The 26,492-nt window shown below is 45.7% G+C and carries 25 protein-coding genes, 1 tRNA gene and 1 riboswitch; of the genes, 13 read left to right on the top strand and 13 right to left on the bottom strand.

Features of this window, described 5'->3' with window-relative positions; genetic code table 11:
• Window positions 1-7 precede the first annotated feature (7 nt).
• The 10 genes from rsxD to ACU01J_RS01380 all read right to left on the bottom strand — a co-directional run bounded on the left by rsxD (window position 8) and on the right by ACU01J_RS01380 (window position 10,166).
• Entirely contained in the window at window positions 8-1,054 is a 1,047-nt protein-coding gene (gene rsxD / locus ACU01J_RS01425) for an electron transport complex subunit RsxD (RefSeq protein ID WP_481084101.1), read from the bottom strand.
• Window positions 1,054-3,444, bottom strand: a complete 2,391-nt coding sequence (gene rsxC, locus ACU01J_RS01420) for an electron transport complex subunit RsxC (RefSeq protein WP_481084100.1) — start codon at window positions 3,442-3,444, stop codon at window positions 1,054-1,056. The genes rsxD and rsxC overlap by 1 nt, the downstream gene beginning before the upstream one ends.
• An 8-nt stretch (window positions 3,445-3,452) precedes the next feature.
• On the bottom strand, window positions 3,453-4,037 hold the full coding sequence (gene rsxB, locus ACU01J_RS01415) for an electron transport complex subunit RsxB (protein ID WP_004414935.1): 585 nt from the start codon (window positions 4,035-4,037) through the stop codon (window positions 3,453-3,455).
• Entirely contained in the window at window positions 4,037-4,618 is a 582-nt protein-coding gene (gene rsxA / locus ACU01J_RS01410; RefSeq protein WP_004418311.1) for an electron transport complex subunit RsxA, read from the bottom strand. Before rsxA ends, rsxB begins: the two co-directional genes overlap by 1 nt.
• A gap of 259 nt (window positions 4,619-4,877) precedes the next feature.
• Window positions 4,878-5,537: an HAD family hydrolase gene (locus tag ACU01J_RS01405; protein ID WP_481084099.1), complete on the bottom strand. Its 660-nt coding sequence runs from the start codon at window positions 5,535-5,537 to the stop codon at window positions 4,878-4,880.
• A gap of 2 nt (window positions 5,538-5,539) precedes the next feature.
• Window positions 5,540-6,559, bottom strand: a complete 1,020-nt coding sequence (locus ACU01J_RS01400; protein ID WP_481084098.1) for an ABC transporter ATP-binding protein — start codon at window positions 6,557-6,559, stop codon at window positions 5,540-5,542.
• Complete coding sequence (locus ACU01J_RS01395; RefSeq protein ID WP_481084097.1) at window positions 6,556-7,344, bottom strand: ABC transporter permease; 789 nt, start codon at window positions 7,342-7,344, stop codon at window positions 6,556-6,558. Before ACU01J_RS01395 ends, ACU01J_RS01400 begins: the two co-directional genes overlap by 4 nt.
• A gap of 3 nt (window positions 7,345-7,347) precedes the next feature.
• On the bottom strand, window positions 7,348-8,247 hold the full coding sequence (locus ACU01J_RS01390) for an ABC transporter permease (protein ID WP_481084096.1): 900 nt from the start codon (window positions 8,245-8,247) through the stop codon (window positions 7,348-7,350).
• Window positions 8,244-9,068: an alkaline phosphatase family protein gene (locus ACU01J_RS01385; protein ID WP_481084095.1), complete on the bottom strand. Its 825-nt coding sequence runs from the start codon at window positions 9,066-9,068 to the stop codon at window positions 8,244-8,246. The genes ACU01J_RS01390 and ACU01J_RS01385 overlap by 4 nt, the downstream gene beginning before the upstream one ends.
• A 12-nt stretch (window positions 9,069-9,080) precedes the next feature.
• Complete coding sequence (locus tag ACU01J_RS01380; RefSeq protein WP_481084094.1) at window positions 9,081-10,166, bottom strand: ABC transporter substrate-binding protein; 1,086 nt, start codon at window positions 10,164-10,166, stop codon at window positions 9,081-9,083.
• Between the two features lie 214 nt (window positions 10,167-10,380).
• Between ACU01J_RS01380 and ACU01J_RS01375 the strand changes: the two genes are divergently transcribed.
• Window positions 10,381-11,109 (top strand): UTRA domain-containing protein, encoded by a 729-nt coding sequence (locus tag ACU01J_RS01375; protein WP_481084093.1) that lies wholly within the window; start codon window positions 10,381-10,383, stop codon window positions 11,107-11,109.
• 55 nt (window positions 11,110-11,164) lie between these two features.
• Here the strand turns inward: ACU01J_RS01375 and ACU01J_RS01370 are convergent.
• Window positions 11,165-11,240 (bottom strand) — tRNA-Asn (locus tag ACU01J_RS01370).
• Window positions 11,241-11,787: 547 nt separating this feature from the next.
• Here ACU01J_RS01370 and uvrB point away from each other — a divergent pair.
• The 3 genes from uvrB (at window position 11,788) to luxU (ending at window position 15,816) form a co-directional block, all read left to right on the top strand.
• Window positions 11,788-13,818 (top strand): excinuclease ABC subunit UvrB, encoded by a 2,031-nt coding sequence (gene uvrB / locus ACU01J_RS01365; RefSeq protein ID WP_481084092.1) that lies wholly within the window; start codon window positions 11,788-11,790, stop codon window positions 13,816-13,818.
• A 265-nt stretch (window positions 13,819-14,083) separates the two neighbouring features.
• Entirely contained in the window at window positions 14,084-15,478 is a 1,395-nt protein-coding gene (gene luxO, locus ACU01J_RS01360; RefSeq protein ID WP_481084091.1) for a quorum-sensing sigma-54 dependent transcriptional regulator LuxO, read from the top strand.
• Entirely contained in the window at window positions 15,478-15,816 is a 339-nt protein-coding gene (gene luxU, locus ACU01J_RS01355) for a quorum-sensing phosphorelay protein LuxU (RefSeq protein WP_481084090.1), read from the top strand. The genes luxO and luxU overlap by 1 nt, the downstream gene beginning before the upstream one ends.
• On the opposite strand, the gene ACU01J_RS01350 is transcribed toward luxU, so the two are convergent.
• Window positions 15,805-16,692 (bottom strand): YvcK family protein, encoded by an 888-nt coding sequence (locus tag ACU01J_RS01350; protein ID WP_481084089.1) that lies wholly within the window; start codon window positions 16,690-16,692, stop codon window positions 15,805-15,807. The two genes, luxU and ACU01J_RS01350, sit on opposite strands and share 12 nt — an antisense overlap.
• 168 nt (window positions 16,693-16,860) lie before the next feature.
• Window positions 16,861-16,997, top strand: a riboswitch (molybdenum cofactor riboswitch).
• Here ACU01J_RS01350 and moaA point away from each other — a divergent pair.
• The 5 genes from moaA to moaE all read left to right on the top strand — a co-directional run bounded on the left by moaA (window position 16,986) and on the right by moaE (window position 19,760).
• A complete protein-coding gene (gene moaA, locus ACU01J_RS01345; RefSeq protein ID WP_481084088.1) occupies window positions 16,986-17,975 on the top strand; it encodes a GTP 3',8-cyclase MoaA in 990 nt (329 codons plus the stop codon). Its footprint overlaps the riboswitch before it by 12 nt.
• A 77-nt stretch (window positions 17,976-18,052) precedes the next feature.
• Window positions 18,053-18,565, top strand: a complete 513-nt coding sequence (moaB, locus tag ACU01J_RS01340; RefSeq protein ID WP_481084087.1) for a molybdenum cofactor biosynthesis protein B — start codon at window positions 18,053-18,055, stop codon at window positions 18,563-18,565.
• Window positions 18,566-18,580: 15 nt separating this feature from the next.
• Window positions 18,581-19,060 carry a cyclic pyranopterin monophosphate synthase MoaC gene (gene moaC, locus ACU01J_RS01335; protein WP_481084086.1) on the top strand — a complete coding sequence of 160 codons (480 nt, stop codon included), beginning with the start codon at window positions 18,581-18,583 and terminating at the stop codon, window positions 19,058-19,060.
• The gene (gene moaD / locus ACU01J_RS01330) at window positions 19,057-19,302 is read left to right on the top strand and encodes a molybdopterin synthase sulfur carrier subunit (protein ID WP_481084085.1); all 246 of its coding nucleotides are present in this window, start codon (window positions 19,057-19,059) and stop codon (window positions 19,300-19,302) included. Before moaC ends, moaD begins: the two co-directional genes overlap by 4 nt.
• A gap of 2 nt (window positions 19,303-19,304) precedes the next feature.
• Entirely contained in the window at window positions 19,305-19,760 is a 456-nt protein-coding gene (moaE, locus tag ACU01J_RS01325; RefSeq protein ID WP_481084258.1) for a molybdopterin synthase catalytic subunit MoaE, read from the top strand.
• A gap of 22 nt (window positions 19,761-19,782) precedes the next feature.
• On the opposite strand, the gene ACU01J_RS01320 is transcribed toward moaE, so the two are convergent.
• Entirely contained in the window at window positions 19,783-20,778 is a 996-nt protein-coding gene (locus ACU01J_RS01320) for a sensor domain-containing diguanylate cyclase (protein WP_481084257.1), read from the bottom strand.
• Between the two features lie 306 nt (window positions 20,779-21,084).
• Between ACU01J_RS01320 and ACU01J_RS01315 the strand changes: the two genes are divergently transcribed.
• The 4 genes from ACU01J_RS01315 to udp all read left to right on the top strand — a co-directional run bounded on the left by ACU01J_RS01315 (window position 21,085) and on the right by udp (window position 26,429).
• Complete coding sequence (locus ACU01J_RS01315; RefSeq protein WP_004414892.1) at window positions 21,085-21,501, top strand: CBS domain-containing protein; 417 nt, start codon at window positions 21,085-21,087, stop codon at window positions 21,499-21,501.
• 73 nt (window positions 21,502-21,574) lie between these two features.
• Entirely contained in the window at window positions 21,575-23,041 is a 1,467-nt protein-coding gene (locus ACU01J_RS01310) for an MATE family efflux transporter (protein ID WP_481084084.1), read from the top strand.
• A 57-nt stretch (window positions 23,042-23,098) separates the two neighbouring features.
• Window positions 23,099-25,402 carry a zinc/cadmium/mercury/lead-transporting ATPase gene (locus ACU01J_RS01305; RefSeq protein WP_481084083.1) on the top strand — a complete coding sequence of 768 codons (2,304 nt, stop codon included), beginning with the start codon at window positions 23,099-23,101 and terminating at the stop codon, window positions 25,400-25,402.
• A 268-nt stretch (window positions 25,403-25,670) separates the two neighbouring features.
• On the top strand, window positions 25,671-26,429 hold the full coding sequence (udp, locus tag ACU01J_RS01300) for a uridine phosphorylase (RefSeq protein ID WP_134835109.1): 759 nt from the start codon (window positions 25,671-25,673) through the stop codon (window positions 26,427-26,429).
• Window positions 26,430-26,492 lie beyond the last annotated feature (63 nt).

Here is a 26,492-nt window from a genome sequence, read left to right as displayed (position 1 = left end):
TAACGCCTTAGTGACCGTAGGTTCTTGGTTTGGTGTAGTAATCAATCAATGGTACACACATATTGCCGAGTAGCACTGCAAATGCAACACCATCTGGGAAGCCACCCCAAGAGCGAATAATAAAGACCATTGCGCCAATGAACGCACCAAAGATCAGTCGACCTTTGACGGTCGTTGATGCTGAAACTGGGTCAGTTGCGATAAAGAATGCACCCAGCATGGTTGCACCTGAAAGCAGATGAATGGTTGGTGACGCCGTTGTGCCAGGGCTTAGTAACATAAATAGACCACTAACCAAGGTTAAGCTGACCAAAAAGCTTACCGGGATGTGCCAATTAATGACTCGCAGTTTAATAAGAAGCAAGCCACCAACTAAATAGGCGAGGTTAACCCACTCCCAACCAATACCGGCCAAGCCGCCAAACTGGGGTTGAGTTAGTGCTTCACTAGCAGTACTTCCTGCCGTTAGGGCCGTTTTGAATGCATCCAGTGGCGTTGCCATGGTAATGCCATCAATACCAGTGCGAATTTGTTGTAGAGAAAGCCCTTCAAGGTTAAACCCGGTGAAAATGAGTGAGAATGCGTCACCACTAGATACCGGCGTAGCTTGAAGCTCTTGCGGAGAGACCCAACTGGTCATTTGTACTGGGAACGAAATAAGCAGCACAACGTAAGCGATCATTGCAGGGTTGAAGAGGTTCTGGCCGATTCCACCGTATAGATGCTTCGCGATTACGATTGCGAATATCAAACCGATAGTGATTACCCACCACGGAGAAAGTGGCGGTATAGCTATCGCGAGTAACCATGCCGTAACCAAGGCACTGTTGTCTCGTAGTGCAGACATTGGTGGGCGCTTTCTTGCGAGCATAACAAGTGCTTCAAGGCTTAAGCCAATGACAATAGCCAATAGTAGTTGGATGATCGTCCCCCAACCAAAAAAGTATGTCTGAGCGGCTAAGCCGGGTAGGGCACAAAGCGCTACCCATTTCATTAGGTCAGGAGTGCTTCTACGACTATGCGCATGGGGTGAGCTGGCAATAAAAAAGGCCACTACTCTTTCTCCTCAGTTTGTTTTTGTTGTTCTTTTTCTGCTTTACGAGCTTTAGCACGGGCGATGGCAGCAGCAACGGCCGCTTTCTTCGGATCTTCCTCGACAGGTTGTTCCTCGATAGCGCTATTGCTCGCGTCCGCTTTTGCCGCTTGTTGCTTAGCTTTACGCGCTTTAGCACGAGCAATGGCTGCAGCAACGGCTGCTTTCTTCGGATCTTCCTCTGCGGATTGTTCCTCAGTCGCGTCATTGCTTTCGTCTACTTTCGCTTCTTGTTGCTCAGCTTTACGCGCTTTAGCACGGGCAATGGCAGCAGCAACGGCTGCTTTCTTCGGATCTTCCTCGACAGGTTGTTCCTCAGTCGCGTCATTGTTTTCGTCTGCTTTCACCGCTTGCTGTTCAGCTTTACGAGCTTTCGCTCGGGCAATCGCAGCAGCTACAGCGGCTTTCTTATCATCTGAAGCTGATGGAGCATCAGAGTAATTAGACTCGCTTGCTTGTGCTTTCTTCGCTTTTGCACGGGCAATCGCAGCGGCAACAGCGGCTTTCTTATCATCTGAAGCTGATGGAGCATCAGAGTAATTAGACTCGCTTGCTTGTGCTTTCTTCGCTTTTGCGCGAGCAATAGCAGCAGCAACCGCATCTTTCTTGTTATCCGTTGAGCTTGCAGTATCTTGTTGCTCTTTGGCTGCTTTGCGCTCGCGGGCTTGCTGCTTGCGTTCTTCACGCAGCTTGGCCATGTCAGAGTTATCAGGTTCAGACTGACCACTCGCTGCAGCGGCTGCTTGTTTGGCTTTCGCTTTGGCAATCGCAGCTGCAACTGCAGGTTTAACGGCTTTCTCTTCTGGCAAGTTTGTTTCTGATTTCTGAGCTTTGACGCGAGCAATTGCAGCTGCGATCGCATCGTCACCGCCAGTTTGTTTTATCTCTTTACGACGCTCGTTAGCGGCTTTCTTGAAGCGGTTCTCGCGTGCGGTTTTATCGCGCTCTAGACGTGCTTTCTTCTCTTCGAAGCGTACTTTGGCACGCTCCGCTGCTTGCGACTCTTCGTTGCGGGCACGGATTTCCGCTTTAGCTTGGCGGTAATATTGCACCAGTGGAATTTCACTCGGGCAGACGAAGGCACAAGCACCACACTCAATACAATCTTTGATATTGAGCTCTTCACACTTATCCAGCTCTTCGGCTTTTGAATGCCATAAAAGCTGTTGAGGCAGTAGAGATGCAGGACACGCTTCGGCACATTGACCGCAGCGGATACACGCCATTTCATACTGGTTCGGTGAAATCTCTTTGCGTGTAGGCGCTAGAATACAGTTAGATGTTTTAGTGATCGGCACCTGCGAATGGGGCAGGGTAAAGCCCATCATTGGACCGCCCATGATTAGCCGTGGTAGCTTCTTATCGGCTTTGTAGCCAAACTCATCAAGTAGTGACTGAACAGGGGTACCAAGTAGTGACCAAACATTACGTGGTTGCTTGAAGGTGTCACCAGTTAATGTCACGATTCGGTCGACCAGCGCCTCACCGTCAACCACAGCACGTTTGATTGCGTAGAGAGAACCAACGTTTTGAACTAAAATACCGATGTCTGCAGGAATACCGCCGTTTGGCACTTCCTTATCGGTTAGGATTTTGATCAGCTGCTTTTCACCACCAGATGGGTATTTGGTCGGAATCACGCGGATAACAATATCTTTATGCTCAGCCGCTTTTTGTAAGGCTTTAACCGCTTCAGGCTTGTTGTCTTCAATACCAATAACCGTCAGTTTTGGTGTTAGAATATGTTCAATGACCTCAATGCCTTGGATGATTTCATCCGCGTGCTCACGCATCAGCATGTCATCGGCAGTAATGTAAGGTTCACACTCTGCTGCATTGATGATCAGAATCTCAGTGCGAGCTAAACCAGATTGAATTTTTTTAGCGGTAGGGAAGCCTGCACCACCCATACCTGAGACACCCGCTAGGCGGATTTTTTCGATCAGTTCGTCAGGTGTGCGTTGGGTAAAGTCACCCCATGTTTCACGTTCTACCCAAGTGTCCTCAAAATCAGGTTCGATAACGATACAAGTTTCACTCAGACCTGATGGGTGCGCGGTAGTTCTTGGCTCGATAGCGACCACACGACCCGAAGTCGGCGCGTGGACAGGTAGCATGAAACTCATGTCGTATTTGGTTAGCGATTGGCCTTTTAGCACCTGTTCGCCAACGTTGACTGTTAGGGTTCCGGGTTTACCAATATGCTGTTTTACAGGTAAAACAATTTCAGTGGGTATTTGCGCGCGCGCAATGGCGGTTTTGACCGACTGAGTTTTGTTTTCAGCTGGGTGTACACCGCCGGGAAATGTCCACAGTGCACCAGATTTGATTTGTTCGATTAGTGACAACATACCAGTCCTTAATTCACACTTTTCTGCTCAGCAGCAGAATCGGTAATATCAACAACAGGAATGGCGTCCATTTGCCACTTCCAGCTCGCTGTAGTGGTTTCTACAGGTATCATCTCAATACAGTCAGTAGGGCACGGAGCAACACAAAGGTCGCAACCTGTACACTCATCCTTAATGACGGTGTGAAGTGCTTTCGTACCGCCGACAATCGCGTCGACAGGACAAGCTTGAATACATTTAGTACAACCAATACACATATCCTCGTGGATAAATGCGACGGTCTTTACCGCATTTTCAAGATCATGGGCAGAGTCAGTTGCTTCGACGCCCATGAGATCGGCAAGTTTTTCAATGGTTGCTTGACCGCCCGGAGGGCACTTATTGATCTCATCACCATTAGCGATAGCTTCCGCATAGGGACGACAGCCAGGGTAGCCACACTGGCCACATTGGGTCTGCGGAAGAATATTGTCGATCTGATCGACGATAGGATCCGCTTCGACTTTAAAACGGATTGAGGCAAAGCCTAAAACGGCACCAAATATCGCGGCAAGAACAGCGATAGCGATAACTGCGATTAATATTGAGCTCATTACAACTTCACCAAACCTGTAAAGCCCATGAAGGCAAGTGACATCAAGCCTGCGGTGATCATCGCAATAGATGCACCCTTAAAAGGAGCAGGGACGTCAGCTGCACCAATACGCTCACGCATTGAGGCAAATAGAATCAGCACTAGTGAGAAGCCCACTGCAGCACCAAATCCATAAATGATCGATTCAATGAAGTTATGGTTCTCATTGATGTTCAGCAGAGCAACGCCTAATACGGCACAGTTAGTGGTGATTAGTGGTAGGAAGATGCCTAACAATCGATACAAGGTCGGGCTAGTTTTGTGTACCACCATTTCGGTAAATTGCACCACAACGGCGATCACCAAAATAAAGCTCATCGTGCGCAGATATTGCAGATGTAATGGTTCAAGAATGTAACTTTCAACCAGATACGCGCACACGGATGCGAGAGTCAGCACGAAAGTCGTTGCTAACCCCATACCAATCGCGGTTTCTAGTTTTTTAGAAACGCCCATAAATGGACATAAGCCCAAAAACTTCACCAGTACAAAGTTGTTAACCAGCACAGTGCCGACCAACAACAAAAGATATTCGGTCATAGTTATTTATTTAAGAAATTCCGATCGCAACATTATCCTGCTTTGCCAGTTCAATAACAACCAAGGAAAGATAAGGTTTTATATTGTTGAGTAAAAATTATACGAGATTGTCTTAAAAAAGTTGAATAAATACATCTAGGTGAGGGAAATCGAACGCTTATCTTTCACGAGACGGCTATTTTCTAGATGAAAAGAGCAGCAAATACTGCTCTTTAAGAGAAGATTTATTGAGGAGCTAAGCTAAAGTTTGGATTCAAAACTAATCCCACTTTAGAACGGGCCAGTTGTGATGAGTGGCCTGTTGAGCTAATTGAGGACATGGATTGACCAGGTAAGCGTAATCCGCGTATTCGCATAAAGGTAAATCGTTGATCGAGTCCGTATAAAAGTGGATCTCAGAGTAGGCTTTTGGCTGTGCGTCTAGCCATTGTTTTAAGCGAGTTACCTTGCCTTCTCGATAGCTTGGAACTCCCGCTATCTCGGCCGTGTAGTAATCGTTCCTTTCAACCAAGTCGATGCCAAGTGCAGTGCTAATGCCAAGTCGACGACCAACCGCTTCGACTAAAAATGTCACACTAGCTGAAATGATCACCATATCAATCCCATCACGTGAGAGCTGATCGATTAAGGTCTTTGACTGGGTAAATTGTTTATTTAGAATGTGCTTCTCTACACACTCTTCCACCAGCGCATTGACGTGCTCGGTAGGCATATTCATTAGTGGCGCGATGGAAAACTGTAAATAGTCTTCCATGTCCATTTTACCTTCAGCGTAGAGTTTCATTAAGCGCTGATCTTGTTCGATAAAGTCAGGTTGGGTCGCGATGCCTTTCTCAACCATAAACTCATTCCAAATCATCGCGCAATCGGCGTTGATGAGTGTTTCGTCCATATCGAATACGTACAAAGGTTTAGGCATGTTTAGGCACTCACAGATTGGATTTCGTTAAGGTTAAACAGTAGCTCTAATTGACTGCCATTGGCCAGTAGGCGCTCTGATGAACGATTGAGTAAATCAACCGTGAGTTCGCATTCTTCAACGTCTACTTGGTAGCGGATCACGTTACCCAACAGCTGGTGGTTTTTGATGGTGGCAACTTGCGGTGACGAGATATGCTCACCATAGTGGCGGCCTGGCTCTTTGACGTAAATGGATTCTGGGCGAATCGCTACTTTCCACTCAGTATCAATATTGAAAAGTTGTTTCGCATGATTTGCTTCAACTAGGTTGTAATGACCCATAAACCCGGCAACAAACTCATTGGCTGGTTGAGTGTAAATCTCTTCTGGTGTACCGGCTTGGACGATCTCACCTTTGTTCATGAGAAAGATACGATCAGACATGATCATCGCTTCTTCTTGATCGTGAGTAACAAAGATGGTGGTTAGGTTCATCTCTTTCTGAATATCACGGATTTGCTGACGTAGATGCTTACGGATTTTGGCATCCAGTGCGGATAAGGGTTCATCAAGCAACAGGATTCTCGGTTTCACCACCAATGCTCGGGCAAGGGCAACACGCTGACGTTGACCGCCAGAAAGTTGATGCGGATAATGTTTTTCTTTTCCTTTGAGGTCAACCAGCTCAATCACTTTGGCTACCTCAGCTTGAATGGTATCGGCACCAAGTTTTTTCATCTTCAGACCAAAGGCAATATTGCCTTCAACCGTCATGTTGGGAAACAGGGCGTAAGACTGAAAGACCATGCCAATGCCGCGTTCCTGAGGGGCTTGGTGAGTGATTTCTTCACCGTTGACCCAAATCTCACCGCCATCAATAGGGTTTAACCCTGCAAGGCTGCGCAGTAATGTTGATTTACCACACCCACTTGGGCCGAGAAGGGTGATGAATTCCCCTTGCTCAATAGTGAACTGAATATCTTCAAATACCGTATTGTCGCTAAAACGCTTAGTTAGGTTGTGTGCAGTTACGTAACTCATGATTGTGCTCCTCGGCTAAAACGACTTGCTAGCCAAGTTAGTAAGAAAATAAATAGGAAGTAGGTCATAACGAGTGCAGAGGTAAAGTGGCCGCTAGTTTGACGCATGTTGTATAGGTAGATTTGTAAGGTTTCGTAGCGAGTGCCGACTAATATATTGGCAAAAACGAACTCCCCTAATAAGAACGAGAACGATAGAAACAGTGAGGCCATTAATCCCTTTTTAACGTTTGGCAAAATGATCAGCAGGAACGCTTTGGTGGTGCTGGCACCGAGTAGATGGGCAGCATCCATTAAATCGTGCAGGTTGATCGCATCAAAGCTATTTGAAATTGCACGGTACATAAATGGCAGCGCGATGGTGAAGTAGGTACCAATCAAGATCCAGGGCGTGCCAATTAGGGATATTTCGCTGTTGGCGTAAAGCTGAAGTAAGCCGACCGATGACACGACAGGCGGTACTGCGAAAGGTAGCAATATCATGATGTTCATTAGCTTATCCAGTTTCGGAAAGTAGTAAAACACCACAAAAATTGCCGGTAGAATCAAGGCCACGCTTAGAGTTAATGAGGCGATACAGATAAACAGTGAACGTCCAAATGCTTGCAAAAATCGCGGGTCGGTAACGAGTTTGATATACCAATCGAATGTAAAACCGTCAGGAAGAATGGTCGCGCCCCAACGTGATGAGATCGAATAGATAAAGGTAGCCAGTATCGGTATCAACATTATGGCGACAATGGTGTACACCACGGTTTGGTGGAATCGAGTATTAATATTTTGCATCACTTATTTCCTAGCACTCTTGCCTGCGTAGCTTTTTGAAATCAGCCATTGGTTAATGACTGTAATGAAGGCGAGCAGGAGCATCAGAATCACTGAAATGGCTGCGGCAAGGTTTGGTTCAAGGAACAAGTCACCAGAAACCAAGCTCGCAATGCGAATGGTAATGAGGTTGTAGTTACCCGAAGTGAGCGCATAAACGCTGGCGTAGGCACCAATCGCATTGGCAACCAAGATAATAAAAGTGCCCAACAGTGCCGGAGATAGCACGGGTAGCGCCACTTTTTTCCAATATTGCGAGGTACGCGCACCGAGTAAAGATGCCGCTGCTTGCCAATCATCGCTTAATGCATCAAAGGCAGGGTAAAGTAGCAATACCGCAAGGGGTATTTGGAAATAGATATAGATCGCCAACAAGCCCCATTTGCCATACAGGTCAAAATCACCGAGTAAGCCATATTGCTTAAGTAACAAGGTAATTGCGCCATTGGTGCCCAAAATAATGATAAAGGCGAAGGATAAAGGCACACCAGCAAAGTTGCTGCTCATATTGGTAAAGGCAATTACGCCATCACGGATTCGAGAATTTACCCGACGTAGCGAAGAAACCAATACAGTGGCAATCAATAGCCCGATGACACTTGACCACACCGCCAGCCATAAACTGTTGCCGAAAGCCTGCATCATAAACGCAGAATCGAGTACCTCAAGGTAGTTATCGAGAGCAAATTCATCATCGTAGATAAAGCTGTTGATCAGCACCCAAATCATTGGTGCCAATTGAAACAGATAGAAGAATAGTGCGAAAGGGGCCAGCCAGAGGGCAGGTCTTGCTCGCTTTAACCAAGTGCTTTCGGTCGCTTGGCGTGGCTCACTAGAGCTGGGAGTGAGAACGGAGCTGCTCATAGTGCTAACAATTCCTGAGTGTAAGATTTTGTGTGGTCGAGGTTTAATAACTGGCAAATCGTGCCGCAGAGATCAGTTTGTTTGATGTGGCACTCTTGATGAGTGAACTTGTCGCCAATCACAAACAGAGGCACTTCACGCTCTTCGGCGAGAATACCGCCGTGAGAAAGATCGTTGTTCATACCATGATCACTGGTCACCATCACTTGATAGCCATCGCTGAGCCATTGCTCGATATAGTTAGAAAGAATAATGTCGGCGTGGCGAGCGCTATTACGATATTGGCGCGAATCTAAGCCGTGTTTATGACCCATATCATCGATGTTCATCGGGTGGATCAGTAAGAAGTCCGGCTGGTGGGTTTGACGTAAGTGCTCAGCATCTAGGAACAGGGCTTCATCTGGGTAATGGTCCCAATGATAGAAACAGCCATGTTGGATATTCAGTGATTCGTCATTGGTAAAGCGGTCACGCACAGGATTAAATGGCGCGCGATTGTAAAGCTCACTCACCCAATGATAAGCCGCCGCCGCAGTCACTTTACCTTGTGATTTAGCCAGGCTGAAAATGGAGTCGTGATTCGATAGGCGCACAATGTCATTGTTGGTAATGCCACTTTCTACCGGGCGAACACCAGTCATAATACATTCATAAAGCGGGCGTGACAGTGACGGTAATTCACATTGTATTGGATACAAGGTTGCACGCATGTTCGGCTGTGGATGATGTTGTTCTAAAAGACTGTTTAGGTAGCCCATACACGTTTGGGCTACCTGATAATTCAGTCCATCTAGAACAACAAGGATAACCTTATTGCTCATAGTTACAGGCTCTTATTGTTGGTGAATCAAGACATTTTCTTGCCATTGGCGAGGCAACTTACGCGCTGACTTTTCCCACGCTTTGAAATCTGTTACCGGATGAACATTGCTGTATTGGTCATTAGCAATTAGCTTGTCTTGCACAGACTTAGGTAGAGTTACGTTAGAGCGGATTGGGCGCGCGTAACCTTCGGCTAAGTTGATTTGGCCTTGGTCGCTGAAGATATATTCGCGAGCCAGTTTGGCGGCATTTGGATTCTTAGCGTATTTGTTGATGATGGTGGTGTAGCCTGAAATAACAGAACCATCTTGAGGAATGTTGACCGAGAAGCGCTGACGATCAATTTGGTCGCGGTAGCTAAGTGCGTTGAAGTCCCACAGGATCGCGACTTCTACTTCGCCCTTTTCTAGGTTAGCGATACTTGGGTTCGTGAACGACAGGCGGCCTTGTTTAGATAGCTCAGCGAAGAATTTGAGCGCAGGCTTTAGGTTAGATTCGTCACCGCCGTTAGCAAAAGCAGCTGCAAGCACAGCGTTGTTGGCCTGAGAGGCAACACCAACATCACCGACTGTGACTTTGTAGTCACCTTTCAGTAGATCATCCCAAGTTTTAGGCGCATCTTTAACTAAGTTGTTGTTTGAGATAAACGAGATAGTGCCAGTGTAGGCAAGAGCCCAGTGGCCATCTTTGTCTTTTGCCCAGTCTGGAACATCACTCCAAGTGGTTGGTTTATAAGGTTGAGTGACGCCCTTTTTTACTGCTACTCGGGCAAATGCAAAACCGACATCACCAATATCAGCGGTAGCGTTTTTCTTCTCAGCTTCGAACTTTGCGATTTCTTGCGCTGAGCTCATATCGGTATCTTGATGTTTCAAACCGTAGTTTGCTTTCAAGTCTAGCCAAGTATCTTTCCAGTTCGCCCAACTGTCTGGCATGCCTACACTGTATACCGCCCCTTCTTTTTGTGCGGCTTTAACCAATGATTCTAGGTCTGCATCTTTTGCCATAGCAGGCACTGATAATGTTGCAGCGATCAATGCTGCGGGTACGATTTTCTTTGCAGAAAAAGTAGTTGGACGATTTAGCAAAGTTTTCATTGTCTCTATCCTTCTGGACTAGGTCAGTAAGTTCGAAAATTATCCTAGGCAGAAAGTGTGACGATTTGGCGCAACTATTTTGACAGTTTTGATGCGTTTCTATGGCAGTAATATTTCATTGGTACGAAATGTATCCGACGTTAAGGTATGTCATATTTTTGTTATCTGCGGCTCTTATTGTTTTGGTTACTCTACCAATGGATTACATCACAACATGAGCGTCGCCGTTAGTTGTCAACCACTGACACAGCTAGGAAAAATTAAAAAGAGCTTAAGAGAGCAAATTCGTTCTGGAAGTTTGGCAGAGGGGCAAAAGCTACCTTCGGAAAGAGATCTTAGCCAACTGTTTTCTACCACACGCATCACATTGAAAGATGCGCTGATCTCATTAGAGACAGAAGGGCTAATATATCGTGAAGAGCGCCGTGGCTGGTTTGTGTCTCCAGAGCGGATTTGCTACAACCCCTTATCACGTACTCACTTTCATCAAATGATTCGAGAGCAACACCGCATAGCAGAAACGAGGTTGGTGAATGTTCGTAGTCAAGTTGCGACAGGTGAATACGCAAGGGCTTTAGAAGTAGGGCATACGACCGCAATCCATATTATAGAGCGACTGCGTTATATTGATGGACGTCCGGTGTTATTTGTCGAAAACGTACTTAAAGCGTCGTTGTTTGAAGGAATCTTATCTGAGAACTTAACTATGTCGCTGACCGGAATTTATCGCGATAAGTATGGGTATGAGACGCAGCGTTCTCGATTCGACGTCATCCCCACCTCAGCGCCTTCTCATGTGGCTAAAGCGTTGAATCTTGTAGAAGGGCAGCCAGTACTTAAAATTTGTCGTGTGAACGATAAGCAAGGAGGCGAAGTGATGGATTGCGAATATGAGTATTGGCGACCCGACGCGGTGATGCTTAGAATTGAAAGTGTCGAATAGTTTCTAATGGCTAGAAACGAAAAAGCCGCATCAATAGATGCGGCTTTTCTAAATTTGGCTCCTCCTGCTGGGCTCGAACCAGCGACCTGCGGATTAACAGTCCGTCGCTCTACCAACTGAGCTAAGGAGGAATTGCTTTAAAGCGAGGCGAATCTTAGCGATGGATATATCGGGTGTCAACTCTCGATAGTTAAAATAATTGCAAATTTCCGCACTTTTTTCGCTTTACTTTTCTGTATCCCTTATCTGACAAGGGCTATATTTACTTATCCACCAAAATTGTGGATAAGTGTGTGGGTTAAAATTGAGTAAGTCAGAATAATGTAAAATCTGAGCGTAGAAGCGCTATTTCCGAAAGGCGAAAGAAAGTCATAACGTAATGTAAAATGGGTGTTTATGGTTTTTCTTGGATAAAATTACAAAAATAGAGTGACAGGCGTCGGCTGTGGGTAATTTGCTATTTCAAGAGGGAAATGTGTATAACTTGTGGGCGAAAAAAATGAATTTTCTATGGTGTAGATCTGGTGGGCGAAGAATAATATCAGGTTCATCAGTAATGTTCTAGTGACGAATGAAGACTTTCAGCAAAACAGCGATTAATTTCTTTTGTAGCTATTGTGTCTGTATATATATACAGACACAATAGAGAGACTGACCACCTGCGAATAGAGTTCGAATATGAGTAAAGTTTTTGATTTGGTGTCTGACTATCAACCGTCAGGTGACCAGCCGACCGCAATACATCAGTTGCTTGAAGGCTTAGACTCAGGCCTAGCCCATCAAACCCTGCTTGGGGTTACTGGCTCGGGTAAAACTTTTACTCTGGCGAATGTGATCGCGAGTGCACAGCGGCCAGCAATTCTATTAGCGCCGAATAAAACACTGGCAGCGCAGCTCTATGGTGAAATGAAGGCGTTCTTCCCCAATAATGCGGTCGAATACTTTGTCTCATATTATGACTATTACCAACCTGAAGCTTACGTTCCTACTACTGATACGTTTATTGAGAAAGACGCGTCGGTGAATGCGCATATTGAACAGATGCGTTTGTCGGCGACTAAAGCCTTACTTGAACGCAAAGATGCCATCATTGTTGCTTCAGTTTCTGCTATCTACGGCTTAGGTGACCCAGAGTCTTACCTGAAAATGATGCTGCATATTCGTCGCGGGGATGTGATGGATCAGCGCGATATTCTTCGTCGCTTAGCTGAACTTCAGTACAGCCGTAATGATGTTGCGTTTGAGCGTGGTCAGTTCCGCGTGCGTGGTGAAGTGATCGATATCTTCCCTGCGGAATCGGATCAAGATGCGGTTAGAATTGAGATGTTTGATGATGAGATTGATTGCATCAGCGTATTCGACCCACTTACAGGGGCAGTGAAGCAGCGCGACCTTGCCCGTTATACCATCTATCCTAAAACTCACTATGTGACGCCTCGCGAGCGAATCTTAGCCGCGATTGAAGATATTAAGGTTGAACTGGAGAACCGTAAAAAATACTTGCTTGATAATAATAAGTTGTTGGAAGAGCAGCGTATTTCTCAACGTACTCAGTTTGACATCGAAATGATGAATGAGTTGGGCTTTTGCTCGGGGATCGAAAACTACTCGCGCTACTTAAGTGGACGCAGCGAAGGCGAGCCGCCACCGACGTTATTCGATTACCTTCCTCATGATGGTTTGCTGATTATTGATGAGTCCCACGTGACCGTGCCGCAAATTGGCGCAATGTACAAAGGCGATCGCTCACGTAAAGAGACGCTGGTAGAGTTTGGTTTTCGTTTGCCATCCGCGCTCGACAACCGACCGATGAAGTTTGAAGAGTTTGAGTCGATAGCTCCCCAAACGATTTTTGTCTCGGCAACGCCGGGCAACTATGAGCTCGAAAAGTCAGACGGTGAAATTGCCGATCAGGTTGTGCGACCAACGGGTCTTTTGGATCCTGAGCTTGAAGTGAGGCCAGTGGCGACTCAGGTTGATGATCTGCTTTCTGAAATTCGCATCCGAGCAGCAAAAGATGAGCGTGTTCTCGTAACAACCCTGACCAAACGTATGGCAGAGGACCTAACCGAGTACCTCACCGAGCACGATGTAAAGGTTCGTTACTTACACTCAGATATCGACACCGTTGAGCGGGTAGAAATCATTCGTGATTTACGTTTAGGTGAGTTTGACGTGTTAGTTGGGATCAACTTGCTCCGAGAAGGCCTCGACATGCCTGAGGTTTCTTTAGTGGCAATTCTTGATGCTGATAAAGAAGGTTTCTTGCGCTCTGAACGCTCTCTGATTCAGACCATTGGTCGTGCTGCTCGCAACATCGCAGGTAAAGCGATTCTCTATGCCGACTCGATTACTCGATCGATGGAAAAAGCGATGGGAGAAACAAGTCGCCGTCGAGAGAAGCAGCAAGAATACAATGCCAAAATGGGAATTGAGCCACAAGCGTTGAAGCGCAATATCAAAGATATTATGGAGCTTGGTGATATTGCTAAGGGTAAAAAACAACGCGCTAGCAAGACGGTTCCACTGTCTAAAGTGGCAGAGCCGTCACAAAGTTATGATGTGATGACGCCTCAGCAATTGGATAAAGAGATCAGCAAGCTAGAAGCTCAGATGTATCAGCATGCCCAGGACTTGGAGTTTGAGTTAGCGGCGCAAAAGCGCGACCAGATAGATAAATTACGCAGCCAGTTTATTACTAATAGCTAAATAATTTAAATTTGAGGCAAAAAAATAGCCAGTAGAAACAGGGTTCTATTGGCTGTAATTTGTGAATACTAAGTTCACTAACAACGTCAGTTGGCTAGGTGACCCTTGCGGATCATAGAATATTAAGCAGATAGCGTGCCAAAGTAATTGTGGTGAAAATGAGTCATTCATCACTATAATTAAGCATTTGTTAGCTTTTAAATTGCATAATGCAAAGCCTAATGCAATCATTTATACAAAAAGCAAAGAATACCATGGCTAGTTTATGCAACATAATACGCAAAAGAAAAACGCAAAATATCTATTAATGGTAGAAGACACCGCTTCAGTGGCTGCCTTGTATCGTTCTTATCTCACACCGCTTCGAATTGATATCAATATTGTTGGCACTGGACGTGACGCGATTGATAGTCTCAATTTTAGAACACCTGATCTGATCCTGCTTGATTTACGTCTTCCCGATATGACAGGGATGGACGTACTGCAAGCCGTGAAAGAAAAGAACCCGGATGTTCCCGTTATCTTTATGACGGCGCACGGTTCTATTGATATTGCTGTTGAAGCGATGCGGCATGGCGCTCAGGATTTCTTGATTAAGCCTTGCGAAGCAGACCGCTTACGTGTCACCGTCAATAATGCTCTACGCAAAGCGAACAAGCTGAAGAATGATGCGGGTAGTTCTGGTAGCCAAAGTTACCAGGGTTTTATCGGCAGTAGCCATACCATGCAAGCGGTGTATCGAACCATTGACTCGGCCGCAAGCAGTAAAGCGAGTATTTTCATAACTGGTGAAAGTGGTACCGGTAAAGAGGTGTGCGCAGAAGCTATTCATGCGACGAGTAAGCGTGGTGATAAACCGTTTATCGCGATCAACTGTGCTGCCATTCCAAAAGATCTTATTGAAAGTGAACTGTTTGGTCACGTCAAAGGGGCGTTTACAGGTGCAGCGACCGATAGGCAGGGAGCTGCAGAACTTGCTGATGGTGGCACACTGTTTCTCGATGAGCTGTGTGAAATGGACCTAGAATTACAAACCAAGCTTTTGCGATTCATCCAAACAGGTACTTTCCAAAAGGTTGGCTCTTCTAAAATGAAGAGCGTCGATGTGCGCTTTGTTTGTGCCACTAACAGAGACCCGTGGAAAGAGGTAGAAGAAGGGCGTTTTAGGGAAGATCTCTACTATCGCCTATACGTGATACCACTGCATCTTCCTCCACTCCGAGAACGTGGGGATGACATTATTGAAATTGCCTACTCACTGCTTGGTTTTATGTCGAAAGAAGAAGGAAAAGACTTTATTCGGCTAGCTCCTGAAGTGGTTGAACGTTTCGCTCGTTATGAATGGCCGGGCAATGTACGTCAGCTACAAAATGTGCTGCGCAATGTGGTGGTATTGAATAATGGTCGTGAGATTCATTTAGATATGTTGCCACCACCATTGAACCAACCTTCAACTAATGACATTAGAGTGATGTTACCGCAACCTGATTCGGTATCGGTACAAGATATCTTCCCATTATGGTTGACCGAAAAGAATGCTATCGAGCAAGCAATTCAAGCGTGTGGCGGCAATATTCCAAAAGCGGCAGGATATTTGGATGTAAGTCCATCGACCATTTATAGAAAATTACAGGCATGGAATGCCAAGGAAGTAAAATAGTGGATATTTTAAATCAGAGTAAGATTGAGCGATTGGCCAGTGAAATTGGAGCAGATAACGTCCCCGTGTTACTTGATATATTCTTGGGTGAACTAACCATGTATATCGACAACTTAACTCAACAAGAACAGAGTGAACATGACGCTTATCTGAAAGAGATTTGTCATGCTTTGAAAAGCAGTGCGGCCAGTTTTGGTGCCGAAGCTTTGTGCGCGTATTCGGTTGAAATTGATAGCATGGCAAAGTCAGGTGCGTTGCTCAATATTGATCAAGATGTGGCAAAAATGATATCTCTGCTCAGAGAAACTCAGCAGAGATACCAAGAGTTAGTCAGCTAATAAATATTCAACCGCTTGCTGAAGCTTTGTGCGATCGTGGCGCCAGTCGCGGTTAGGTGAAGCAAGCGGTACGGTAACGCAGTTCCACGCTGAAAGCTCAGGGTGTGGCTCTTCCCCTAGTACCACATCGATTTTTCGTCCGCGGCATGAACGCTCACACCACTCTAACTTCTCCTGTAGTGTCATTTGTCCTGCAGGTCCATACTCAGGTGACAGGTTCTCGACAAAGATCAGTTGCGCTTTGGTGTTGCAAGAAATTGCTCTGCCGATTTCGGGTAGGAGAAGCGGTGGCATAATACTGGTTAAAAAGCTACCTGGGCCTAAAATGATTGCATCTGCTTGTTCAATCGCCATCACGCCTTCTTTCGTTGCCGGGACTTCTGGCTCTAAGTCGAGCCTTAATAGCTTATCTGGCATCTCATCGACGCTGGTTTCTCCGGTGACCCAACGTCCATTAGGAGAGAGGGCTTTAAGGTCTGAAGGGTGTTCAGACATAGGAATGATATTGACATCTACCTTGAGCATATTTCGGATGAGATTGGTTGCATCCAGTGGTCTTACTGAAAGGTTGTCTAACGCAGTCAGCATTAGGTTACCAAGGTTATGGCCATTTAGCTCACCCGCTCCCTTAAATCGGTATTCAAACATCATCGAACTGATGGAAGGATCAGTGATAAGCTGATTGATACAGTTACGTGTATCACCCCAGGCAATCCCCCCCTGGCAATTACGGATTCGACCCGTTGAACCGCCATTATCCGTGGTGGCGACAATCCCTGTGGCATTAGAGCCGAACTCTTTAAGGGCGGCAAGCATACGGCCCAGACCGTGACCACCACCAACAGCTACGATTTTTTTGCGAGCGTAAATTGTCATGCTGAACTTCTATTCTATTTATAACCAACTACAATTTAGATTATTGCATTAATATCCCCTACTCAAGAATAGGTAAAATGAGCAGTAAGCAGGATTTTTTGGCTTTAAAGGTAGAAACACACACAATTATTAAGTATTTTATAGGCTAGCTGCTACCCATGTTAGAGGTAGTTGCCATAACTCCGAGCTCAATAAGCTAAGTTCACAATGAATAAGCGTGCTGAGCCAGTGACATGTTGTCACAAGGGCATAGTTGGAAATGACTCTGCCTCCCGTGTTTGGAAAGGTGTTCCGTGGCGCAACAATTCGAAGATAGATTCCATCGTAAGTTTTATTACTTACGACTTTCCGTTACAGATGTCTGTAACTTTAAATGCACATATTGTTTACCTGATGGTTACAAGCCTTCGGGGCAGAAAAACTCGTCTTTTTTAGCGCTACCAGAGATTAAACGTGTCGTTAGAGCGTTCGCAGATTGCGGTACGTCTAAAGTGCGTATTACTGGTGGTGAGCCGAGTTTACGCAAGGATTTCAATGACATTATCCATACTGTCGCTTCAACGAAGGGTATTCGTAAAGTGGCAACCACGACTAATGGTTATCGTATGGAGAAACAAGTCGCGGATTGGAAAGAAGCGGGGCTGACTCATATCAATGTCAGTGTCGATAGCCTAGATCCTCGAATGTTTCATCAAATCACAGGCGAAAATAAGTTCACTCAAGTGATGGGCGGTATCGATCGTGCATTCGAAGTGGGCTATGAGCAAGTTAAAGTCAATGTTGTACTGATGAAAGACTTAAATGCTCATGAATTGCCTGCCTTTCTAAACTGGATTAAAGATCGGCCAATCCAACTGCGTTTTATCGAGCTGATGCAAACAGGCGAAATGGATGAGTTATTTCAACGTCATCATGTATCTGGCGTTGCAATTCGTAACCAACTTATCGCCAACGGTTGGCTATTGAAAGTTCGTGATCATAATGACGGACCTGCGCAGGTCTTTGTCCATCCTGATTACCAAGGTGAAATCGGTCTGATTATGCCGTACGAAAAAGACTTCTGTGAAAGCTGTAACCGCCTGCGTGTCTCTGCGCTTGGTAAGCTTCATCTTTGTCTATTTGGTGATCACGGCGTAGAACTAAGAGACTTACTGCAAGAAGACTCTCAAGAAGCTGCGCTGATTAAGCGAATTCAAGAGCAGCTACAAACTAAATCAGTCAGCCATTTCCTTCATGATGGAAATTCAGGCATGACGCCGCATTTAGCCTCTATTGGCGGCTGATCTTTCCAGTTAATATCAATTTATCGACTAAGCATGAGCTTAGGGCGAACATTACTTTAAGAAAAATAGGTGAACAAATGGGTCACGCAGAAAGCAAATTCCAACCAGCTAATATTGCCGTACTAACTGTTTCAGATACTCGTACAGAAGAAAATGACACATCAGGTGGTTACCTAGTCGAGAACGCGAAAGAAGCGGGTCACAATGTTGTTGATAAGCAAATTGTGATTGATGACATGTATAAGATCCGAGCGATCGTTTCTCAGTGGGTTGCTGACGAGAATGTTCAAGCGATCATGATCACTGGCGGTACTGGTTTTACTTCGCGTGACAGCACTCCAGAAGCGCTAAAACCACTATTTGATAAAGAAGTTGAAGGCTTTGGTGAGCTGTTCCGCCAAGTGTCTTACGAAGAGATTGGTACATCAACGATTCAGTCTCGTGCGATTGCTGGTTTTGCTAACCATACGGTTATTTTTGCAATGCCGGGCTCTACAGGTGCTTGTCGCACAGGCTGGACTAAGATCATCAAGCAGCAGCTAGATGCAAGCCACCGCCCATGTAACTTCATGCCTCACCTATCTGTGTAACGTCGGGGGCAAACCATGAGCGAATTTACTCATATCAATGCTTCTGGCGAGGCGAACATGGTCGACGTGTCGGCGAAAGCAGAAACCGTACGTGAAGCGCGCGCGGAAGCGTTTGTTCATATGGCGCTTGAAACATTGCAGCTGATAGTATCTGGCTCTCACCATAAAGGTGATGTGTTTGCAACGGCACGTATTGCAGGTATTCAAGCGGCGAAAAAAACCTGGGATTTGATTCCTCTTTGCCACCCATTATTGCTGTCAAAAGTTGAAGTTCAACTTGAAGCAATCGAAGCTGAAAATATGGTTCGCATTGAATCCGTTTGTAAGCTAGCAGGCAAGACAGGGGTCGAGATGGAAGCGCTGACCGCCGCTTCTGTTGCTGCACTGACTATCTACGATATGTGTAAAGCGGTACAGAAAGATATGGTGATTGGCCAAGTTCGATTGTTAGAGAAAACAGGTGGAAAATCAGGCCACTTTAAGGTGGAAGCATGATTAAAGTTCTATTTTTTGCGCAAACTCGTGAGCTAGTGGGTGTTGATGAACTTCAGCTAGAAGGTGATTTTCAAACGGTAGAAGCTATCCGTAGTCATCTTGCTAAGCAACAAGGTAAATGGGACATTGCTTTAGAGCAAGGCAAATTACTTGCAGCAGTAAACCAGTCTATCGTCCCACTTGAGCACCCAATTCAAGCAGGCGATGAAGTGGCCTTTTTTCCGCCAGTAACAGGTGGTTAATGATGGACAATCGAATTTCTGTACAGTTTGATGATTTTTCTGTTGGCGCGGAATATGACGCGTTAGCGCAAGGCACAGCTTCTGGTGCTGTAGTGACTTTTGTTGGTAAAGTTCGCGACATGAACTTAGGCGACAATGTCACTGGCTTGTCACTTGAACATTACCCAGGAATGACTGAAAAAGCTCTGGGTGAGATTTGTGATGAGGCAGAAAAGCGTTGGCCGTTACTCAATGTTCGAGTGATTCACCGTGTTGGCGATTTAGACATTGGTGACCAAATTGTGTTTGTCGGTGTGTCTAGCGCTCACCGAGGCGCAGCCTTTGAAGCGTGTGAATTTGTGATGGATTACTTGAAGACCAAGGCCCCATTTTGGAAGAAAGAGCGCACCACTGAAGAAACTCGCTGGGTCGACTCAAGAGACTCCGACGCTAAAGCGGCTGAGCGTTGGCAAAAGTAACGCCTTATCACTTAACTCTGTTTTACTTAAAGCTCCCTAGTGATTGGGAGCTTTTTTCATTTCCGCTTAGTTGGTGAATAGAGCCGCGTTGTTGGCTTTTAGCAAAGAACAGTGCTTTGTCTGCGATAGCGATAAACTCTTCGGCTGTCATCGTCTCAGGCATCAGCTTATATTGCTGAATACCTATGGTGACAGAGAAGATATTGCCGACAGTTGAAGAGCTGTGTGGAATCGCCAGATTTTTCACATCGGCTTGCAGCTTTTGCGCTCTTGATAAGATCTCTTCACCACTGATATTTGGAACAAACACCAAAAACTCATCTCCGCCATAGCGAAAACATAGGTCGCTAGGTTTTGCCCAAGCTCTTATTGTTTGGCCTAGCGCAACCAATACTTTATCTCCCATTAAATGCCCATAACTGTCGTTATATTGTTTGAAGCAGTCGATATCAATCATCAGGATTGCTGCACCAGTAAGTTTGAGTTTAGCCAGCTCAATGGCGTCAGGCAGCAGCGAGTCCAATGCGTAGCGATTGTAGACTTGGGTTAAGTGGTCAATGTAGGTGAGCTTTTCTAGTTCCAGCTGATGTTGAGCGAGCTTATCGAGTGTTTTCTTGTATTCAGTAATATTGCGTACTGTCCAAAGAACTAGCTCAGTATTAGGCAATGGGATCACGAGAGCGCTAAAGTGCTGGGTGTCAGTCGGCCCCTCGAGACCTTCAAAGCAGGGTAGATCTTTAGGGTCTAAGTTGTATTCAATTTCTGTCGCCGTTTGGCTATCAATTACATCGACGATGACTTGACTAAACCAGATGGCTTTATCTGCGGGGAGTACTTGGTATTGATTGAGGCCAATCAAAGCAGAAGGGTTATGGTGGCGCTTGGTGTCCCGGCCACCCCATGCTTCGACATAAGTTCCTGACTTGTCGATAAGGAAAGTCGGCTCAGGCATGGCTTCAAATACCACATGCACTAAGTCTGGGTTATTTGTAACTTCCGCTGAAAAAATGGATTTCACCATCTGCACTCCTTTGGGTTACACCGCACTCCTTATATAGTTTAGTCTCTAGACGGAGACTTAGAGAGCGCATCAAGCTTAAAACCATGTTTAAAGCAATAAAAAGTGATCGTAGAGGAGGATTTGTCGCTGTAGCCTCCAGTTTTAAGGGCTTTTCAAGCGTTCAATTTGATAGAGTTGGTAGCGGTTCGAAAGGTGATAGGGAGTGCCTATTGTAAAAATTGTTGATTTCCATTTAGTAAAATCAAGAAATTAGACAACAATATACAATATAGGCAGCGTGGCTGGCACGTTAAGGAGACGTCAATGGAATCATTAAAAGTAAAAGACTATATGACACTACAAGCGGTGACATTTACCCCTGAAATGTCGTTAAGTGCCGCTTTAGATAAGGTAATGAACTCAAGATATTTGGGTGGACCCGTTATCAATGAACAACGAGAAGTGATTGGCTTTTTATCAGGTCAGGATTTGCTCGATAAATTGGTTAAGGTCAGTTATTACTGTCAGGACACCCACATTGTTTCAGATTGTATGCACAAAGATGTGTTGTCGGTGACTTCAGATACTTCGATTATTGAACTCGCAGATATGATGACAGTAGGGCGACCGAAAGTGTACCCAGTTATTGATGCGGGTAAGTTAGTCGGTATTATCACACGACGTGATGTGCTCAGAGCGGTTGCCAAAAACCTTGATGATTGTTTTAAGCATCCAGTATAGAATGTTGTTACAAATTGTTAGAAAAAGGCGCAGTGTGCGCCTTTTCTTGTTCTAAAGAATAAAGAGAAAATCAATGACCGATCAAACAGCCAAATTCGTCGAAGGGTCTACCATGCGCCACATTTTGGTGATGTCGGGAGCTGGCTCAGTGGGTCTGATGGCCTTGTTTGTCGTTGATTTAATCGACATGCTGTTTATTAGTATGTTAGGGCAAGTTGAGTTGGCCGCCGCTGTTGGATTTGCAGGCACACTGGTTTTCTTTTCTACCTCTATTTCTATTGGTACTTCGATCGCCATGGGTGCTCTGGTGTCAAAAGCGATCGGGGCCAAGCAGCAACAGCATGCCAAACAGCTTACAACGAGTATCATGTTTACCGCTGTAGCCATCAGTATTTTGATCTCGGGTCTTATGTTCGCCTATATCCCTGAACTGTTAGAGGCGATCGGGGCGCAAGGTGTAGCGGCAGAACGGGCAGAAGCGTATTTGAGAATTATCCTGCCGAGTGCGCCAGTGATTGCGGTTGCGATGGCGGCCGGGGCAGGGCTTCGCGCTGCAGGAGACGCAAAGCGCTCGATGTGGGCAACACTTGCTGGTGGTATCGTTAACGCTATTCTGGATCCAATTTTTATCTTTGGTTTTGGTTGGAACGTTGAAGGTGCCGCGTTAGCGTCGGTGTTTGCGCGTTTTACCGTTTTATTCTTCTCACTTTACCCGCTGATTAAAGTGCATCAGTTGGTAGCTCGTTTTAACTACTCAGTGTGGCGAAGAAATTTAAAACTGATTCTCGCGATCGCCATCCCTGCGATAATTACCAATATCGCCACGCCAATTGGTAATGCGATCGTCACCTCATCAATCGCCCAGTTTGGTGAAAACTATGTCGCAGGCTTTGCGGTTATAGGCCGACTCACTCCGGTTTGTTTCGCTGTCATCTTCGCGTTGTCGGGAGCAGTTGGTCCTATTATCGGCCAAAACTATGGCGCTGAACGTATGGACCGCGTTAAAGAAACGCTCAACAATTCACTTATTGTTACGATCGTATATACCCTCGTGGTATGCGTCATTCTCTATTTTGCCCAAGACTTAGTTGTGAGTATGTTCAGTCTGCAAGGGGATGCTGAGATTATCGTTGCGGCATTTTGTACGTATGTGGCGATCAGCTTCATCTTTAACGGTGCTCAGTTTGTAGCGAATACTTCGTTTAATAACTTAGGTAAGCCGTTGTATTCTACAGCACTTAACCTTGGTAAAGCGACGATAGGGACTTTGCCATTTGCTCACTTTGGCGCGCTGTGGTTTGGCGCTTTAGGCGTGCTGTACGGGCAAGCATTAGGTACGGTGGTGTTTGGTATCATCGCCATTATTGTATTGCGCAAGCACATCTCTGATCTCATGACTGGATCGTGCGTCGAGCACGCGCAAGCTGATCCGTCGATTACTAGTGTTAACAGCCAACCATTTTGTAGTCATGATGCGGTTTTGATTGATGATGTGGCTGCCACTGCTGAGGTAGCGGAAGAGATTGCAGAAAAAGTTTGACCTTGGAGTAGACTCTAAGGTTTAAACTTGAAGTGTACAATGAATGGAGATGAACATATGTGCACAAAACATCAAGCATGCCGCTCTGAGAAAATTGTGGCTAACCCTACCCAAACTGGCTCATGTTCAAGCCCTAAAATCACAACGATTCAAATGGCAGATGTGAACTCGGCAGAGTCGGGCTGTTGTAGCTCGAACAGTTGCAGCAGTGGGGCGGATCCGACTGACGAAGAAGGTGAGTCCGGAAGCTCTTCAGCGCGCTTCACCCACAGTTGGAAAGTTAACGGGATGGACTGCCCATCTTGTGCTCGAAAAATTGAAACTGCAGTTAATCGTGTCGAAGGCGTCTTAGAAGCTAAGGTGCTGTTTGCGACAGAAAAACTCGTGATTAAATCAGACAGTTCGGGCGTTGCTCAGTTGGTTGAACAAACCATCCTCGATACTGGCTTTACGTTTTCTAACCCTGGCGAATCGAATCAAAAAGAAAAACCTAAAGGCTGGAAGGCTGTTATCAAACAAAACAGTCAAGTGATTGCGATTGCCTCTGCAATGGCTATTGCTGCAGCGTTAAAACCTTCACTTCCTCAAGTCAGTGAATGGCTGTTCTTTATTACCTGTTTAGCGGGTCTCTACCCAATTGGTAAAAAAGCGATCAGTTTAGCTCGCTCAGGTACTCCGTTTGCTATTGAAACCTTGATGAGTGTTGCGGCCATTGGTGCCCTTTATCTTGGTGAAACGGTTGAAGCAGCAATGGTGTTGCTACTGTTTTTGATTGGTGAACAACTAGAAGCTTTTGCTGCATCAAGAGCACGTAGCGGTGTACAAGCATTAATGGAGCTAGTACCTGAAACGGCAACCAAGATAGTTGATGGTAAGCGTGTCGAAGTGTCAGCGAGTGAATTACAACCGGGTGACATGATTGAAGTTTCTCCTGGTGCCCGTTTACCTGCAGATGGCAAGTTAACCGATGCATTAGCAAGCTTTGATGAAAGTGCCTTAACTGGAGAATCGATCCCTGTTGAACGTTACGAAGGCGAGTCAGTAATGGCTGGCGCAGTAGCGGTTGATAAAGTGGTTCGCTTTACCATTACTTCTAAGCAAGGTGAGAATGCCATTGACCGAATTCTGCATTTGATTGAAGAAGCAGAATCTCGTAAAGCGCCATTAGAACGATTCTTAGATAAATTCAGTCGCTGGTATACACCGTTGATGATGTTGGTTTCGCTACTCGTCATCATTACGCCTCCACTATTGTTTGCTCAGCCGTGGGAAACTTGGGTTTATCGTGGCCTAGCACTGTTATTGATTGCGTGTCCTTGTGCACTGGTGATCTCCACACCAGCGGCTATCACCTCAGGCTTAGCGGCGGCGGCTCGTCGTGGTGCCCTAATTAAAGGAGGCGCAGCATTAGAGCAGCTCGGTAACGTTGAAACGATTGCCTTTGATAAAACCGGCACACTGACCAAAGGTAAACCGGAAGTGACCGATGTAGTGGCGTTATCAGGTTGGCAGCAAGAGTCACTGTTAGCCAAAGTTGCTGCGATTGAAGTAGGTTCGAGTCACCCTCTGGCGGTATCTGTGGTCAATAAAGCCAAACAGCTAGGTATCGAGATAACTGAGGCTCAAGACAAGCAGGCACTAGTTGGCAGCGGGGTACGTGGCTTAGTTGAAGGAGTTGAGTATCAAGTATCAACACCAAGTAAGTTGACGATAGACCTTGATGAGCCTTTGGCAAATCAGATTGAACAACTGGAAAACCAAGGTAAAACGGTTGTTGTAGCACTTGAAAGTCAAACGACACCGATTGGTTTAATTGCATGGCAAGATACTTTGCGTGAAGACTCAGCTCAAGCTGTTAAGGCGCTGAAAGAACTCGGTATTCATTCAATTATGTTAACCGGTGATAACCCGCGTAGTGCGCAGGCTATCAGCTCAATGATTGATATCGACTTTAAAGCAAGCTTGCTTCCGCAAGATAAAGTGACCTATGTGGAACAGTTATCTGCGCAAGGTAATGTCGCCATGGTCGGTGATGGTATTAATGATGCACCAGCAATGAAAGCATCAAGCATTGGTATCGCGATGGGAGGCGGAACTGACGTTGCGCTTGAAACCGCAGATGCGGCAATCACGCATAACCGCTTACTAGAGCTTGCGGGGATGATTGAGTTATCGCGAGCGACGCTCAACAACATTCGTCAAAACATCGCGCTCGCACTTGGTTTAAAAGGTGTCTTTTTGGTCACAAGCTTATTGGGTATTACAGGCCTTTGGGTTGCCGTATTAGCTGATAGTGGCGCGACTGCGATCGTGACACTGAATGCGTTAAGGTTACTTAAGTTCAAATCGAAACTCGATTAAGCCTTAAATTTATAGCGAGAGTTTTCTGCAACAGCCCCGCATCTTTGACGTAAGGGCTGTTTTTTTATGCAATTAGGAATGATTGTTGCGAAAAAGTGTGATGTAAACCGTTTTTATGTGCAATGTAACTATTTGTTGCGATCTTATTTGTGATCATGGTCACTTCAAAGGGTTCAATGGTTGGTTAGAGTATCTCCTGTACCCGATAAATTTATAGAGCAAGCAGACCCTAACTCATCGGCTGACTTGCCATCATAAGGAGCGACCTATGTCTCAAGCTGTATTCCACCTTGGTGTTACTCAAGACGATCTTGCTGGCGCAACTCTGGCTATCATTCCAGGTGACCCAGCGCGTGTACAAAAAATTGCAGAGGAAATGGAAAACCCAGTATTCCTAGCAAGTCACCGTGAATACACACTTTACCGTGCAGAGCTTGACGGCAAGCCTGTTGTTGTTTGTTCAACAGGTATCGGTGGTCCGTCTACCTCTATTGCAGTAGAAGAGCTAGCTCAGCTTGGTGTTCGTACTTTTCTACGCGTTGGTACTACTGGTGCGATTCAACCACATGTAAACGTGGGTGACATGATTGTATCAACAGGCTCAGTTCGACTAGATGGCGCAAGTCTACACTTTGCTCCAATGGAGTTCCCTGCAGTAGCTGACTTTGAAGTCGCAACGGCGATGAAAGCGGCGGTTGAAGAGTCAGGCGCAACAGTACACATGGGGGTAACTGCTTCAAGTGATACTTTCTATCCAGGTCAAGAGCGTTACGATACCTTCTCTGGTCGTGTTGTTAAGCGTTTCCAAGGCTCTATGCAAGAATGGCAAGACATGGGCGTGCTTAACTTTGAAATGGAATCTGCAACCCTACTGACCATGTGTGCAAGTTCTGGCCTAAAAGCAGGTTGTGTTGCTGGCGTAATCATTAACCGTACTCAGAAAGAGATTCCAGACCACTCGACGCTGAAAGAGACAGAGGCTCGTTCAATCAAAGTCGTGGTAGAAGCTGCACGTAAAATGCTTTAAGGACTCCGCTGAGTTATAAGCATCTTTAAGATAAAGAAAAACCTCAATTGGGATGACCCAGTT

Source organism: Vibrio sp. 2433-A1 (genome assembly GCF_056726085.1).
This window is presented reverse-complemented; position numbering and strand designations above follow the sequence as displayed.

Bases quoted from the DNA above. Each gene is read 5' to 3' on its own strand.
- ACU01J_RS01405 (WP_481084099.1), bottom strand. From the start codon at position 5,537: ATGCCTAAACCTTTGTACGTATTCGATATGGACGAAACACTCATCAAC.
- moaC (WP_481084086.1), top strand. From the start codon at position 18,581: ATGAGCGAATTTACTCATATCAATGCTTCTGGCGAGGCGAACATGGTC.
- ACU01J_RS01350 (WP_481084089.1), bottom strand. From the start codon at position 16,692: ATGACAATTTACGCTCGCAAAAAAATCGTAGCTGTTGGTGGTGGTCAC.
- ACU01J_RS01375 (WP_481084093.1), top strand. From the start codon at position 10,381: ATGAGCGTCGCCGTTAGTTGTCAACCACTGACACAGCTAGGAAAAATT.
- moaD (WP_481084085.1), top strand. From the start codon at position 19,057: ATGATTAAAGTTCTATTTTTTGCGCAAACTCGTGAGCTAGTGGGTGTT.
- uvrB (WP_481084092.1), top strand. From the start codon at position 11,788: ATGAGTAAAGTTTTTGATTTGGTGTCTGACTATCAACCGTCAGGTGAC.
- rsxA (WP_004418311.1), bottom strand. From the start codon at position 4,618: ATGACCGAATATCTTTTGTTGTTGGTCGGCACTGTGCTGGTTAACAAC.
- ACU01J_RS01310 (WP_481084084.1), top strand. From the start codon at position 21,575: ATGACCGATCAAACAGCCAAATTCGTCGAAGGGTCTACCATGCGCCAC.
- ACU01J_RS01390 (WP_481084096.1), bottom strand. From the start codon at position 8,247: ATGAGCAGCTCCGTTCTCACTCCCAGCTCTAGTGAGCCACGCCAAGCG.
- luxO (WP_481084091.1), top strand. From the start codon at position 14,084: ATGCAACATAATACGCAAAAGAAAAACGCAAAATATCTATTAATGGTA.
- ACU01J_RS01305 (WP_481084083.1), top strand. From the start codon at position 23,099: ATGTGCACAAAACATCAAGCATGCCGCTCTGAGAAAATTGTGGCTAAC.
- udp (WP_134835109.1), top strand. From the start codon at position 25,671: ATGTCTCAAGCTGTATTCCACCTTGGTGTTACTCAAGACGATCTTGCT.
- rsxC (WP_481084100.1), bottom strand. From the start codon at position 3,444: ATGTTGTCACTAATCGAACAAATCAAATCTGGTGCACTGTGGACATTT.
- moaE (WP_481084258.1), top strand. From the start codon at position 19,305: ATGGACAATCGAATTTCTGTACAGTTTGATGATTTTTCTGTTGGCGCG.
- ACU01J_RS01380 (WP_481084094.1), bottom strand. From the start codon at position 10,166: ATGAAAACTTTGCTAAATCGTCCAACTACTTTTTCTGCAAAGAAAATC.
- ACU01J_RS01395 (WP_481084097.1), bottom strand. From the start codon at position 7,344: ATGCAAAATATTAATACTCGATTCCACCAAACCGTGGTGTACACCATT.
- ACU01J_RS01400 (WP_481084098.1), bottom strand. From the start codon at position 6,559: ATGAGTTACGTAACTGCACACAACCTAACTAAGCGTTTTAGCGACAAT.
- moaB (WP_481084087.1), top strand. From the start codon at position 18,053: ATGGGTCACGCAGAAAGCAAATTCCAACCAGCTAATATTGCCGTACTA.
- ACU01J_RS01385 (WP_481084095.1), bottom strand. From the start codon at position 9,068: ATGAGCAATAAGGTTATCCTTGTTGTTCTAGATGGACTGAATTATCAG.
- rsxB (WP_004414935.1), bottom strand. From the start codon at position 4,037: ATGAGCTCAATATTAATCGCAGTTATCGCTATCGCTGTTCTTGCCGCG.
- ACU01J_RS01315 (WP_004414892.1), top strand. From the start codon at position 21,085: ATGGAATCATTAAAAGTAAAAGACTATATGACACTACAAGCGGTGACA.